This is a genomic window from Dyadobacter frigoris (assembly GCF_005280585.1).
GTDB classification, from domain to species: Bacteria; Bacteroidota; Bacteroidia; order Cytophagales; family Spirosomataceae; genus Dyadobacter; species Dyadobacter frigoris.
In genome coordinates, this window is record NZ_SZVO01000002.1 from 225,938 (window position 1) to 239,912 (window position 13,975).

11 protein-coding genes are annotated in these 13,975 nt (G+C 41.0%); 6 read left to right on the top strand and 5 right to left on the bottom strand.

The genetic code is table 11. The annotated features are described in order from the left end of the window. Positions 1-18: 18 nt before the first annotated feature. The 4 genes from FDK13_RS04730 to FDK13_RS04745 form a co-directional block, all read right to left on the bottom strand. Complete coding sequence (locus FDK13_RS04730; protein ID WP_137338839.1) at positions 19-1,350, bottom strand: GntP family permease; 1,332 nt, start codon at positions 1,348-1,350, stop codon at positions 19-21. Between the two features lie 42 nt (positions 1,351-1,392). Beyond that, on the bottom strand, positions 1,393-2,541 hold the full coding sequence (locus FDK13_RS04735) for an alpha/beta hydrolase family protein (RefSeq protein WP_229215906.1): 1,149 nt from the start codon (positions 2,539-2,541) through the stop codon (positions 1,393-1,395). 335 nt (positions 2,542-2,876) lie between these two features. After that, complete coding sequence (locus tag FDK13_RS04740; RefSeq protein ID WP_137338841.1) at positions 2,877-3,629, bottom strand: response regulator transcription factor; 753 nt, start codon at positions 3,627-3,629, stop codon at positions 2,877-2,879. 9 nt (positions 3,630-3,638) lie between these two features. After that, positions 3,639-5,426, bottom strand: a complete 1,788-nt coding sequence (locus FDK13_RS04745) for a tetratricopeptide repeat-containing sensor histidine kinase (protein ID WP_137338842.1) — start codon at positions 5,424-5,426, stop codon at positions 3,639-3,641. A gap of 257 nt (positions 5,427-5,683) precedes the next feature. Between FDK13_RS04745 and FDK13_RS04750 the strand changes: the two genes are divergently transcribed. From FDK13_RS04750 to FDK13_RS04770, 5 genes are read left to right on the top strand one after another with little or no spacing between them, the layout of a single operon-like run. Beyond that, entirely contained in the window at positions 5,684-6,406 is a 723-nt protein-coding gene (locus FDK13_RS04750) for a porin family protein (protein ID WP_137338843.1), read from the top strand. 27 nt (positions 6,407-6,433) lie between these two features. Continuing rightward, positions 6,434-7,780: a Kelch repeat-containing protein gene (locus FDK13_RS04755; protein WP_137338844.1), complete on the top strand. Its 1,347-nt coding sequence runs from the start codon at positions 6,434-6,436 to the stop codon at positions 7,778-7,780. Between the two features lie 44 nt (positions 7,781-7,824). Next, the gene (locus tag FDK13_RS04760; protein WP_170982709.1) at positions 7,825-9,087 is read left to right on the top strand and encodes an OmpA family protein; all 1,263 of its coding nucleotides are present in this window, start codon (positions 7,825-7,827) and stop codon (positions 9,085-9,087) included. Positions 9,088-9,140: 53 nt separating this feature from the next. Further along, complete coding sequence (locus tag FDK13_RS04765; RefSeq protein ID WP_137338846.1) at positions 9,141-9,599, top strand: hypothetical protein; 459 nt, start codon at positions 9,141-9,143, stop codon at positions 9,597-9,599. Then, positions 9,596-11,806 carry a DUF3298 domain-containing protein gene (locus FDK13_RS04770; protein WP_137338847.1) on the top strand — a complete coding sequence of 737 codons (2,211 nt, stop codon included), beginning with the start codon at positions 9,596-9,598 and terminating at the stop codon, positions 11,804-11,806. The genes FDK13_RS04765 and FDK13_RS04770 overlap by 4 nt, the downstream gene beginning before the upstream one ends. Positions 11,807-12,044: 238 nt before the next feature. Here FDK13_RS04770 and FDK13_RS04775 read toward each other — a convergent pair whose 3' ends face one another. Continuing rightward, a complete protein-coding gene (locus FDK13_RS04775; RefSeq protein WP_137338848.1) occupies positions 12,045-12,920 on the bottom strand; it encodes a diacylglycerol/lipid kinase family protein in 876 nt (291 codons plus the stop codon). A gap of 46 nt (positions 12,921-12,966) precedes the next feature. Between FDK13_RS04775 and FDK13_RS04780 the strand changes: the two genes are divergently transcribed. Further along, positions 12,967-13,974 (top strand): App1 family protein phosphatidate phosphatase, encoded by a 1,008-nt coding sequence (locus FDK13_RS04780; protein WP_137338849.1) that lies wholly within the window; start codon positions 12,967-12,969, stop codon positions 13,972-13,974. Position 13,975: the final 1 nt, after the last annotated feature.

Sequence of the window (13,975 nt, forward strand, 5' to 3'; positions counted from 1 at the left end):
CTTCCCCGAATCTACTTATCAAACCAATATCAAATACAAAACCAACGTAGTCAGAAAACTGACAATACCCTGCAATCCTGTCAAAATCGTATGCGTTCGGTAGGTATCTTTCGCTGAAATGCCTGTAAACTGAGAAACTACCCAAAACCAGGCATCATTGGTGTGCGACACAATCATGGCTCCACTTCCTGTGGCCATGACCAGAAAGGTAATTTGTAATGGTGTAACAAATCCAAGCGTTGCCAGCAAAGGAGCAATAATACTCGTCGTCAAAACCATTGCAGACGTTGTAGAACCTTGCGCAGTTTTGAAAAATGCAGCAATGAAAAAAGTTATTATCAACAGAAAAACACCCGACATTTCATTCCTTGTCAGCCATTCGCTCACCATTTCTTTCAAAGGCGTTTCTTTTAAAACGGCACCAAAAGCACCTCCCGCTCCTACCAAAACAAGCGTCGTTCCGCAATGTTCGATTCCGCTTTTGAAACAGGAAATCATTTTCTCTGTTGCTTTATCCGGGAATAGCGAATAGCTGAAAAATATTGCCAATAAAAACGAAACCAAAGGACTGCCAAAAAAGCTTGTCCAGCGCATCACATTTTCCGGAAAGTGTAAGATTTTAGCAAAGGAGGCGAGCGTGATCAAAAGAATTGGAAGTAAGATCGGCATGAAAGCTTTCCATGCAACCGGTAATTTTCTATCTTCAATTACAGCAGCTATTGGGTTTATTTCTTCAATGATTTTGACATTCTTTGCATATTTTGCAGCAAACCAGGTTGAAAGGAAAAGACTTGGAACCGAGACGATCAAGCCAATCAAAATTACCAAGCCTACCGAATCAGCAATGCCCAGATTTCCTGCTGCCGAAAGAGGTCCTGGTGTTGGCGGGACTAAGGTATGTGTTGCAAAAAGACCGCCGGATAGCGAAAGTGAAATAACAGCTAACGGCTTGTTTGTTCTTTTGGCAACAATCTGGTTCAGCTTATGTAAAATAATATAACCTGAATCACAAAAAACAGGAATTCCAACGATAGCACCGATTACTGACATAGCAAAAGCTGGCCGTTTTTCTCCAAACAACTTCAAAATCACATCGGCTACTTTAATAGCCGCACCTGACTGATCCAGAATTGCACCGATTACACAACCGAGAATGACCATTAAACCGATTTTTGACATCAGTTCGCCAAAACCTTTACCAATTGTTTCGGCAAGTTTATCAATGGGTAATCCTGCAAAAATCCCAACCCCCAACGCAGCGAGAAGTAATCCTGCCAGCGGGTGCATCTTTAAAACCGTCGAACTTAAAACTATAAAAACAATGGCAAGTAAAACGATAACAATGATCATACGCTCAGTTTGGCAGATTTCGATAACTTCCGAATCTGATTATTATAAAAGTTTTAAAACAGCTTCATCACCCATTACGGCATTGGCAGGTCTTGGATGCGCCGCATTAAAAACTTCCAAATCTTTTTGATCAAGTACTTTTGACGGGTTTTCATCAATATTTCCCTGTGCGTCAGAAACTGATTTAATATCCAGACTTAAATGTTTCGCCATAAAGATATACATAGCCTTACGCTTGCTTGGGCCGTAATCATGTTTTTCATCTGCCAAATGAACATTTTCAACTTCGCTCTTTTTCCCGTAAAGGGAATAAATTTTCTGAATAAACGGAAATTCTACTTCCGGTGTATTTTTTGTCCAATCACCACCGTCCGAAGTCAACAGCATAGGTCTTGGAGCGGTAAGAGCAGCTATTTCAACATTATTTGTTTGAAAATCTCCTTTTTTGTGAATCGGCATACCACTTTCACAAACACAGCCTCCAAAGAAATGTGCAGAAACCATGACCGTGGGAGCGGAAACTTTTACACGCGAATCCAGGGCGGCCAACAAAAAAGTCTGTGTTCCCCCACCCGATTCACCGGTTACCCCAATACGTTGAGGATCAACACCTGGCTGTGAAATCAGAAAGTCCAGCGCACGAATATTGTCAATTGTGTTAAGCTTTAAAGCTTTGGAAAACTTATGTTCCGTTTGTTTCGCATCACCCTGACCAACCATATCCAGCACAAAAACCACAGCACCCATACGAGCCAAAGTCGCACAACGTTTCTGAGTCTGCTCACGGAAACGTCCGTGCGGATTTTCCCCATGCCCGTGCGGACAAAGAATTCCGGCGTACGATTTTTGTTTTTTAGTCGGGCGATATAAATTCCCCGTCACGTACACACCAGGCAGACTTTCAAACGCAACATTTTCGATGGTGTAACCATCCAAGGTGCGTTTGCTATGAATAATCGGTATGGAATTTGGCTTGGCAGGAATCGTTTCCAATTCCATTCCCGCTCGAATTTGTGCTTTAATTTTTTGAGCTCTTGCTTCCCACGCCAGTTTGGAAGCGGGCACATGACTATCCAGAAATGCTTTGCCTTCCGCCTCAGTAAAATAGGCTCCCTGGCATAGCTCTGCTTTTTGAGCAAAGCTGCCCAATGCAATGAAAATACTTACAAAAAGCAAAAGAATGTTTCTCATACGAACAACCGACATAAAAAAACTAAATTTCTTAAAAAAGCAATCAATAACTCTATAATACTGATTGACTTGGATCAATTTAATTTTCCGAACTATCAGGAGAGTGTCAACTATCTATTGCATACTATTTATTCGGATCAAAAACTCTGATTAAATCAAAAAGGCCAACATTTTATCTCCCGTTAAAACATCTTTCAACCAATTGATTATAAATAACCTAAAATGAAAGACCTCTGACCGTAGCGGCTCGAAAGCTCAAACCGACCAAATAGTGTCATTATCAAAGCTTCTTTGCTAAAAAATAAGTATTCTGCTTCATTATGATCCAACAATAATTAATTTCCGCCCAAACGATTAAGCAGCGCTCGCTTGGCCCCATCCGGAATTGTAATAACATGACCAGCAATTACAAGCTCACTGGTATCAATTCTATCAATAAGATCAAGATTAATCACCAGCGAACGCGACAATCTGTGAAAGTTAAATGATAATTGGCCGTAAACAAACCCCATATTTTCTGTCAGAGAAACATACTGATAGGGCTTGAGCTGATATATTCTGCTAAAACCTCCCTTTGTTAAAAAAAGCCTCGAATTACTCCTCTCCGCCTGTATGTACACGATTTCGTCCTGCTTTACATTAATTTGCCCTGAAAAAGTACGTAAGAGAACATGACCTGATCGTAATTTGGATGGGTTAGAAAAGTTCCCCTTATTAAAATTATGCAGCGCCAGATCAATCTGAACAATCAGTTCTTTCATTCTTAATGGCTTTTTCAGAAATGCAGCGGGATTCGTATCCATACTTCGCTCAACAGCGGCCATGTGCTCGTCTCCCGTAACATAAATAATTGGTATCCACTTGATCTTGGTAAGTTCACGGGCAGTAAGAACACCATCTTCCGGCCCATCAAGGGTAATATCTATCAATGCTATATCAGCAGGATTTTTCTTCATAACCTCAACGGCACTCAATAGGTTGCGGGCAACTCCACTAATGATGTATCCCTCCCTGGTCAGGCTTTGCATCACATTTTCAGCCATTAGGGCATCATCTTCGACGATCAATATTTTTGTCGCAGGGTTCATATCCAGAAATTAAACATAATATTTTGTAAAGTGATTTTTCTCCCCATTGGAACCCAGCTTTCCAACATCACAAAACGACAACCTAAAGACGGTTCCATTACTGGTATCAAAAAGCTCTTCTCCACTAAGGTTTGTGACCATCAAGTCTACCAACTTTAATCCAAAGGAATTGCATTCTTTATTCTTGGTGAATCCAGGGCCATTATCAGAAAATGTAAAAATAATGTGTCCGGATAACTCATGACAAGCTACTTTGAGCGAAGGCTCCAGGTTGTTGAAAAATGCATATTTACAGGCATTTGTAGTTAGCTCGTTTACAATGAGCCCCAATGAAATTGCTTTGCTTGCAGGTAACCACAAATCCTGCAAATCATAGAACACCTGTACTGCTCCCTGATCGTAACTTCTCAGAACACTTTCCACCACATCCGGAATATACGCTTTTAATTCCACCCTCACCAGGCTATTTCCCTGATAGAGTTGTTTGTGAACCAACGACATCGCTTCAACCCTTAAAAGGCTCTCCTCCATCGCCTTAATAGCAGCGGGATCAGAAAGTCGATATCGCTGTAGGCTTAGGAGGCTGGATACTGACTGTAAGTTATTCTTTATTCGGTGACTTTGCTCCAGGACAAGTTCTGCATTGACCTCGCTGGTTCGTTTAAACCTTTTGAATTGCTTAAAGAAAAACACCACGGCAATAACGGTTAAAAAGAGGACCAAACCTGTTACCAAGTTTAGTCTCTGCTGCATTTTTAAATTTTCTCCGCGCAAGGCTAGTTCAGTATTCTTTGCTTTGAGTTCTACTTCTTTTCTTTCATTTTCCAGTAGGGATATGATTCCTTCTTCTGCTCCATTTCGATAATTTCTAAATTCATTTTCTCTGTATTCGACACTTCTACGTTGATGTTCGAAGGCCTTTTCCCAGTTACCAGTCTTTTGAAAGTAAGAAGCGAAGGCAGCCTCTAAACCAGCCATTTGGCTTTCCCTAACATCCAGATACTTATCGCTGATCGTACGGGCCTGATTCAGCATCTTTTTTGCATCATCAAATCTATTACCAGACAAATAAATTTTGCTTAGGTCAAGCAGGGTTAAAAATTCATTATGAAAAAAATTCCCGCGCCTGAAAACATTGAGACCCTTACGCATAAATGAAATCTCCTTTCTTTTATCGTTCTTCAATGACCAAAGATTTGCGAGGCCACAGTTTCTCAAACCAATATCAAGGGCACGATTCTGGGAAACCGCCATCTTGAGTGCTTCCTCTTCATAAAAGAAAGCACTATCAATCGATGGATTAAAAGACCTTTTTATTCCCTTTTTGCTTTCCGTCCATCCAACAGCGTGTATACCTCCAATTTCTGCATAAGCTCCTATCAGGCGAGAAGCAGATCCCACTGCTTGAAAGTTGAAAAGCGCTCGTCGGGCATATAACATAGTTGTATCGGTATTGCCATTTATATGATGCTCCAAAGAGCATAACCATATGCAGATCTTGCCAATATCCTCAGAGGGGCCGAACGGCTCCAGCATTGTCAGCGATTTCAAAAACCAATACTTTGCTTTGTGATTACTTTCCAGACCCGTGTAGCGCTTACCGAGAATATAGCTCAGTTCGGCTATTTCAGCAATATCGGCATGTCTCGCGACGGCAGCACGATATTCAATGTCTGCTTCCCTAAGCCGGACATACGGCGATTTTCCGATTTTGGCAACTCCAACGTCTTGCGCATTTATCATACACAAATTACCAATCAGGATCAATATGACCAGAAAAATTTTTGAATTATTCATGATACCAACATCTTTTTTTGATGAGAAGGGATGGCGATGGCCTTTTTGTAAATTTAAATAATAATCAGGTTCAAAACATATTGACTTCTTCGATAAATATCACCATTTCCCAAATCAATAACAGTTATCAAATCCTTCTTCGGATATGATAACTGCACATCCGGAAGGAATTTCAAACCATTCGGAAATCTCTAAAAAATCGAATTACGAAATTACCCTTCTTGTTGGCGAAACAACCTCAATCAAATTTTCACCGTATGAAAACTTTACTATCCTCTATTTTTTTATTGACAGCTATTAGTTCATCCTTTTCCCAAAACTTCCGAATCGCACCGGTTTTGGGAGCAAATGTTACCGTTTCTAACTTATCCAAGGAAAGTCGAACCGATTTAGAGGATGCATTGAATAACATCTATGATGAAAAAGGGAAAGTTAGTTTTCTACCAGTGGTTAAATTTCAGATCGGAGGGTTAGTCGAATACACCCTGAAAAAATCTCTCAGCATTCAGTCTGGATTAATCCTGAATGTAAAGGGTTGGAAATTTAAGACAGATGGCAAATACTCAGGTATTGCCGTTAGTTATTCCACTAAACAGACCTTTACCTATCTTGACCTACCGCTTTGGGCTACTTACAGAATCGGCACCAACGGCTTTAAGTTGATCGCAGGTCCGACTATTGGTTTTGCCCTAAAAATAAGCCAAACGACGAAGGAATCCGGAAATGGCAATAATGAGGACGTAACTATCAAAGGGAAGATCGGAAACAATGCCGATACCGACGATGCAAGACCAATTGACCTGGCTTTGAATCTGGGAATTGCAAAGGAAATTCTGGTTATGAACAAACCTTTAGAACTGTCCTTAAATATCCAACCATCGACAACCAAGTGGAATCCATCGTCAAAAATCGACTCTCAACGTTTCGGACGGCATCAGGTAGTTGGTGTCAGAGCAGCTTATTTCTTCAATATTAAGTAATCTCGATTCGCATTAAACCATATCACTATGCATGCAAGACATATACTGTTTTTAGGTATTATTCTATTTTCGCTAAGCTGTAAGAAAAAAACGGAAGAGCAACCGCCACTACCACAGGCACCACCCGTTGCCAAACTTACGTTTCCCACTAACAAAGAGGGCTCCACTGGAACCGTGTTAATGATAGAAGGAGAAAACTTCGCCGAGAAACCAGCAGATAATGTTATCAAAGTTAACGGTGTCCAGGTCAGCCATGTGGAAGTGGTAGAATTAAAACCATTGACTGGAAATAAAACCACTCGGATGCTGAGAACCTGTATTCCCAAGGGAGCCAAGTCGGGAGAAGTAACGCTGACGATTGGGAACAATACGATTGAGCTGGGAGGGCTGGTAATTAAAGAATACACATCCGATGGAAAGTGGAAGCAGGTAGCCGATTTTCCAGGTACACCCAAAACCGGACTAACCAGCGCTTTTGTTATAAATGGGAAAGCCTATGTAGGACTCGGAGGAAAAGCTACTACCGAGGAGTACACCGACACTTACTTTTATGACTTCTGGGAATATGATCCATCCCTGGACAAATGGACAAAGAAGGCTGACTTTCCGGGAGGGAACAGGAACTACTTCATATCCTTTGCCATTGGCAACAAAGGATACCTGGGACTTGGTAGCAGAGACGACGTAGTCGGAAGTTTAGGAGATGAGTTCCAAAAGGATTTTTGGGAGTACGATCCAGCGATTGATAAATGGGCTAAAAAGAAAGATTTCCCCGGAGGACGACGAACTAAAGCATATTGCCTTTCAATCGGCAACCATGGTTACGTGGGATCGGGGCTCAACGTTGCGGTCGAGGTACAAAACGATCTTTGGCAATATAATCCAATCGACGACTCATGGAAGGAGCGAGCCCCTTTCCCATACAAGGAGGCTTTTGCATATGGGCTTAGCATTGAAACGCCGTTAATGATGAGTACACCTTCAAAAGGTTATCTCATGTCTAGTGAACTCGCCGACTTGTGGGGAATCAAATATGCATTTTGGCAGTATGACCCTTTGACAGATAAATGGGCTCAAAAATCCACCTTTATTGGGATAAATTCAAAGAATGGAGTTATCAGTGCAACTTATGACGTTATGTTAACTTTTGGATTTTCTCTTGGGGGCCAGGTTTATGTGCCCATGCTCTACTACGACAATCTTTCAAAAACATGGTACCCTCAACTTTTTGCTTATGACGAAGGCGCGGGCAACTGGACCAAAAAGCCTGATTACACCGCCCCGCCACAAAATAATGTAACATTTTCAATCGGCAATAATGCTTATGTAGGATTAGGACCTTTTCAAAAAGATCTCTGGAAGTTTACACCGTGAATAGTAGAAATATTTCATCTGGCCACAAAATGCACAAAATACTTTTGCTTGTCCTCATCCTCCAAACTTCATCAGCTCAGGCCCAATCAAAGCATGACAAAATCCGTACATCCTTTGGGATGTCAGGCGGAGCTGGTTACCGAAGATTATCGACAGATCCGAAAATAGAAAATGGGCCTTGGAATATCTTCACATATGCAGGTAAGCCCCAATCCGACTGGTTTGGGGACTATTATACGATTACTGAAAAGGGTGAGAAAAAGAAAGTATTTTTCAGAGAAGTCGATTTGGACCTGATGGCCCGATACACGATTATGAACGGGTCCGGAAACGGCTGGTTGTTCAATCTATCTTACAATGTCTCGCGAAACAGTTATTCGTTCGACAACAATCCAACATTTCAGTTCAAAAACTACACCCTTAGTCGAAGAAACGGAGACTTGGAAGCCTGGAGTTTTCAAGGGGGTATAGCTCGTTTCTGGGACTATGATACCAAAAACGAGACAAAACTCTTCATCAGACTAGGTGCAGGACTTTACACAGGTTACACCACAGGAGGGCTGAATATCCCGGTCAATAAAAACTACCAACAGACATATATCGAAAAGGGAGCTGGCTTCAGAGTGAGTTTTGTAAGCAAAGAAGATCATGTATTTTATCTAATTCCAGAGGTTGGACTCACCGCAGCCACCCAACCAATCGAAATCACCCTTTCAGCGCATATCCCATCGAAAAGTTATATTTTCTCAGAAAGGTACAGTTTCTATCAAAAGAATACGCTCGTCGACGAAACAGTCATTTCCTATGGAACTTTTCACACCGTGGCTATGCTCCGTGTAGGATTTAGTTTTTTCAAAACATTTCAAAAAGACAAAAAGAAATACAAAAATACGACCATAAACAACGTTCCTCCTCCGAATGATAAAAGCTCTAATGTGCAACTCAAGACTGACTCCCGTTTCGACATAGCGACAAAAAAAGCCCCAATAATGTTGAGATTGTATTTTGAGGAGGGCAAAAGTGATTTGCTAGACAATTCGACGAACGAACTAAATGATCTCGCAAGTTGGCTCATAGCCAATCCAACAATTCATATTCAATTGAACGGGCATACCGATATGATTGGAGATCATGAAAAGAACCAAATTCTGTCGATCCAGAGAGTGGTGCAAGTAAAGAATTTCCTTTCACTGAAAGGAATCGAATACCAACGCGTTGAAATCAAGGGATTCGGAGACACCAAACCCATATGCGCCCCTCCTTGCGCGGAAAATCGACGGGTGGAAATGGTAATATTGAAGAAATAGAAAAATGGCATCTCATATTAAAAGCTAAGCTAATTTTATATCCCCAAAAATGCATGAAAACATCAGGCTTTTTAATACTCTTTTTAACTATCATCCATTCCTCATCATTTGCCCAAAATCAGGAAGAGTTATTTGACGATTTCATAAAAAGACTTTCGTCAGACCCGGCATTTCAGCGAGAACGCGTGATGGCCTACAACTACGGAAAAAATGTTGTCTGGCAAAAAGTTCGGAGTGCTACCATAGAAGATGAAGTAATACGGATCGAACCATCTCAATGGAAACACATTGATTTTAGCAAAGGACAAAGTAGCGGGCCAAAACCTTATGAATGGGTGTCCCAGCCAGCCGAACGCTACGATACGGGACGAAGGATTGTTCAGTCAGGAATAGGCAATGATTTGTACATCGTTTTTGAATTTATTTATCAGCGCGCCCACTTCGACAAAGTAAACAGAAAAGAGCAACCAAGCCGCTGGGTCCTCACTTCGATTAAAGAAACCATACAATGAAAAATCCAACCGCATATCTGGTTCTCGTCTTCATACCAATATTGCTTTGGAAGAGCAATTCCTATGCACAAGTACCCGTTGCCGAGTTGGTGAAGGATATCAATGCGGGAAAGTTTGACAGCCATATTGGCTACCTAACAAAAATCAACGAGACGACAGCCCTCATGTTTGCCGAAGATGAGTATTATGGGCGCGAGCTATGGACAACAGACGGCACCAGTGCTGGTACCCATTTGGTCAAAGATATTGCACCTGGTAAAAACTCCTCAACAGAAAGAGGAGTCTCTGCTACTAAACCAATAGTCGTAGACAATACCTTGTATTTTCTTGCCGATGATGGCATTCATGGGCTACAAATCTGGAGAAGTAGTGGAACCGAAGCCGGAACCTATGCGGTAACAAATTTCTCGTATAAGGAAACTCTATTGAAGTTTATTCACCTCACTGAATTCCAAAAGGAGGTGTACTTTTGGTTTACCAACGGTGAAGGATATGACTTATACAAAACCGGAGGATCCATTGCCAAGACAATACTGGTAAAGCAATTTAGGTATTCTAGCCACCCCACGGCGCCTGTTGCATTTAAAACCGAATTGTATTTTACCGGGTGGATATCTGGAGATGTAGGATTCGCGCTGTGGAAAACGAACGGAACTCAGCCGGGAACGGTTAGGGTTGGCCCTATATTACCGAAACGCCCAACGAGCCTTACACTCATAGGAAATCATCTGTACTGTTTCCTCCAGGATTTAGGAGACTTATGGAAAACTGACGGCACAGTAAATGGAACAGGGCTAATCAGAAACATTGACGGGGCAGGATATGGGGTGAAGATTTTCCTCTCCAAAGGACAAGGTTATTTTTGGTCAAAAGAAAGAGCCTCTTTCAACACTCGTTTATGGAAAACAGATGGAACACTTATGGGTACCATGGCTATTTCCGGAGAGGAACACAACAATGCCATTATTGCTTTTAAGGATCGTCTTTATTTTTCATATCAAAGTAAGACTAACCAGGGACAGGAACTTTGGACAACGGATGGTACACCAGAATCCACGAAACCATTCACGTCTGCTTTTACAGGTACCAATCCTAGTTACTTAACCGAAACTGGTAACATGATGTACTACTATGCAAATGTGCGTTCCAACGAAACGCATTCTATTGAAGGATTGGGGATTTGGCAAAGCGATGGCACTCCATTGGGAACACGGCTAATCGGGCAACTTGGAAAAAGAATTGGACTTCCAAGGTTTCCTCATTTCTATGGCAGCTCATTTGGTATTGCTGGCGAAGAAGAAGGGCCAGTTTTTGTGGCACTTGGAAAATATCTCCTATTTATTGGCCAAGGAGATAAGTATGCATCAAATAACGAGAAAGCAATAGGCGCTGAGCTATTTCGCGTTCCAATTCCGACTGTCGTAAAATCAGCTATTATCAACACTGCATCGTCAACACAAGTAGCCGAAAGCGTTAAGCCAAGGAATCCTAGTGTCAACAACAGAAATTCTTACCAAATCAAAAATGTCACTAGAACATTTGGCAGAAAAAATAGTAAAGGAGATACCATTGCTTCCGCCAAAGCGGAATTTATTTATCCTGAATTTACAGATAATACACTCAATCAACTTATCCGGTACAAGCTGGTAAAGGGAAGTACCTATGAAAAAGAAGCCCAAGGCCTGGTTGCCGATCATAAGGACATGTTAAGCAACTATAAGGACGATGAAATTGGAGCTGCAATGAGTCAGGCAATATTACATCAAAAAGTTACCGTTATCCGAGAGACCGACCATTTCCTAAAACTAAGAAACGATTACTACGGACAGGAAGCTGGAGCCGTACATGGGCAATTTGCTGAAAATTATTGGATCTATGACAAACAGAAAAAATACTTTCTTACCCTTTCAGACCTATTTGACAACAGAGGGATGGCTGATTTATTAACCATTGCCGAGGCAACATTTCGTAAAAATGAAAAACTGAGCCCTCAGACCACACTATGTAAAAACTACATTTTCGACAAATGTAAGTTTGCCTTAGCACAGCAATTCAGGCTTGATGATAAAAGCCTGACTTTTGTCTATAACCCTTATGAAGGAAAATCATTCTCAGCAGGCATTTGGACATTGGCTATTCCATATGCCAAAATTCAAACTCTTTTCCGGCCCGAGTATGGAAGGTTGATTGAGCAGGAAACAATGTGAATCAGCGATGCTAATAACATAGCAATATAAGCGAAGAGTACTGATAAAAAATGAATCTAGCTTTTCAAAAGTAAATTCAACCTCTTCGGAGGGAGTTCAAATCTTATTCGACAACAATAAAATATTAGGTACTTTCCTAATTGAATCTTTTGTTCACAATATTCCTGAACTAGCACTGTCAGTTGTGCAACAACCAACAGTGCTATGATATTCTGATAAATTGTCTAAAACTCAAACATTAAGGTACCAAAACAGTTACATAATTTTTAAGAATCTCCGCTTCTACACATCTCACCAAACCTTTATATTCCCCATCAACCTGAAAATAAACTTCCCGGTCCAGGCATTCAATTTTCGCCTTTTCAACCGAAAGAAATTCCATGACGTCATGATTAAATTCTGTATTACCAGTCAGGAATTTAGCCGTTTCAATGAAATCGATTTTCTTGGCGATCACCAGTTCAAACTTTCCATCCGACATATCCCCAAAAGGATTTATGCTGATTCCCGTACCGTATTTTTTTGCATTGGCAATAATTACAACCAGCGCTTCTGTTTCAATTATACCCTGATCCGTCGTAATCCTTACCTGAAAGTTTTCGTGTTCATTCAGCGTTTTGAACATTTCCAGCGCATAACCCAGTTTTCCGCGCGTGTCGCCGCTTTCATAATTTTTAACCAAAAGTGCATTAAGGCCAATATCGCTCAGGTGCAGGCTGATATCTTCATTAATTTTTACTGCATCAATGTGGACTGAATTTTCACCAAAAGCCACCTCAATCGATTCATCAATGGAAACAGGAAGACCAAAATCAGCAGATAATCCATTGGCTGAACCAGCCGGAATAATTCCAAAAATAACCTCCTGACCTTGCACTGCTTCGGCGACCATGGAAATGGTGCCATCACCCCCGGCCACTAAAACGCGGCTGGGGCACAGGTTTTTTACCAGTTCCCGTATCTCATTTAAATCATCGATTCCGGTTGTTGAAAAAATGCTCAAAACATAGTCATCCTCCTCTGCTCTGGCAGCAACTTTTAAAAGAATTTCCTGTTTATCCTTATTTCCTGATATTGGGTTAACAACCAACAAAACTTTTCGTTCTGAAAACATATTCTCTAATTTAGGCACTTCAAGTGAATAAGGATCTGGTAATAATATGAAACGATGCGACTTAAAACTATACAGAGGTTATGCAAATAAAAAGGAAATAGTCATTTTCGGCCATATCGTCGAAAAATATCCTGAAGGCGATCACAAATATACCCGCACAGGTTTTAGATATGCACGCACCATCCTCCAGTTATTTTCATTAAAAACCATACCAAATTTGCGTGTGGTTTTGCGTGTGGGTTCGGTAGTAGCCGAAACTCAGGCAGAAGATGACGGATATTTTCGTTTTCAAATACCTTTTCACGAACCTATGGAAGGTGGCTGGCATTCCTATGAAGTAAGTGTGGACGACGAAATAGGCAAACATAAGTACAAGGCTACCAGGCACGAAGAATTCTTCTTTCCTTACGAAAGTTCTTATGGAATCATTTCAGATATTGACGACACCTTTCTGATTTCCCATAGCCGGCGTTCCTTCAAAAAATTATTTGTACTGCTCGCAAAAAACGTCCAGGCCAGAAAACCTTTTGATGATGTGGTAAAACATTACCAGCTTTTGTCGCTCGCCAGCCGTACAAATCCCATTCAGCAGAATAATATTTTCTTCTACGTTTCAAGCAGCGAATGGAATTTGTATGATATGATCGTTCGCTTTGCCGAGTTGAACGGATTACCAAAAGCAATCCTTAAACTTAAAAAAATCAAATCGGGGCTTGATGATTTTATCATGACGGGCGCTGGGTCACATGGCCATAAATTTCGCAAAATTCAGAATATCATTGAATTTTATCCGGAGCTGCAATTCATATTACTGGGTGATGATTCCCAAAAAGACCCTGAAATTTATGCTGAAATCTGTGCCATATATGCGCCAAATATCAGGGCTGTTTATATCCGTCAGACACGTAAAAGAAGTAAATCCGAGGTAACAATGCTTTTAAAAGGAATAGAGGAAAGGGATATTGACACCAGCTATTTTTCTCACAGCAATAAAGCCATCATTCACTCCATTGAGACCGGAATTGTTTTCAGACAACCGACGGAAAATAAATAAA

What these genes read in the sequence shown, in the direction of transcription:
- FDK13_RS04765 (WP_137338846.1), top strand. Translation starts at nt 9,141, where the DNA reads ATGAAAACATCAGGCTTTTTAATACTCTTTTTAACTATCATCCATTCC.
- FDK13_RS04730 (WP_137338839.1), bottom strand. Translation starts at nt 1,350, where the DNA reads ATGATCATTGTTATCGTTTTACTTGCCATTGTTTTTATAGTTTTAAGT.
- FDK13_RS04770 (WP_137338847.1), top strand. Translation starts at nt 9,596, where the DNA reads ATGAAAAATCCAACCGCATATCTGGTTCTCGTCTTCATACCAATATTG.
- FDK13_RS04750 (WP_137338843.1), top strand. Translation starts at nt 5,684, where the DNA reads ATGAAAACTTTACTATCCTCTATTTTTTTATTGACAGCTATTAGTTCA.
- FDK13_RS04735 (WP_229215906.1), bottom strand. Translation starts at nt 2,541, where the DNA reads ATGAGAAACATTCTTTTGCTTTTTGTAAGTATTTTCATTGCATTGGGC.
- FDK13_RS04775 (WP_137338848.1), bottom strand. Translation starts at nt 12,920, where the DNA reads ATGTTTTCAGAACGAAAAGTTTTGTTGGTTGTTAACCCAATATCAGGA.
- FDK13_RS04780 (WP_137338849.1), top strand. Translation starts at nt 12,967, where the DNA reads ATGAAACGATGCGACTTAAAACTATACAGAGGTTATGCAAATAAAAAG.
- FDK13_RS04745 (WP_137338842.1), bottom strand. Translation starts at nt 5,426, where the DNA reads ATGAATAATTCAAAAATTTTTCTGGTCATATTGATCCTGATTGGTAAT.
- FDK13_RS04740 (WP_137338841.1), bottom strand. Translation starts at nt 3,629, where the DNA reads ATGAACCCTGCGACAAAAATATTGATCGTCGAAGATGATGCCCTAATG.
- FDK13_RS04755 (WP_137338844.1), top strand. Translation starts at nt 6,434, where the DNA reads ATGCATGCAAGACATATACTGTTTTTAGGTATTATTCTATTTTCGCTA.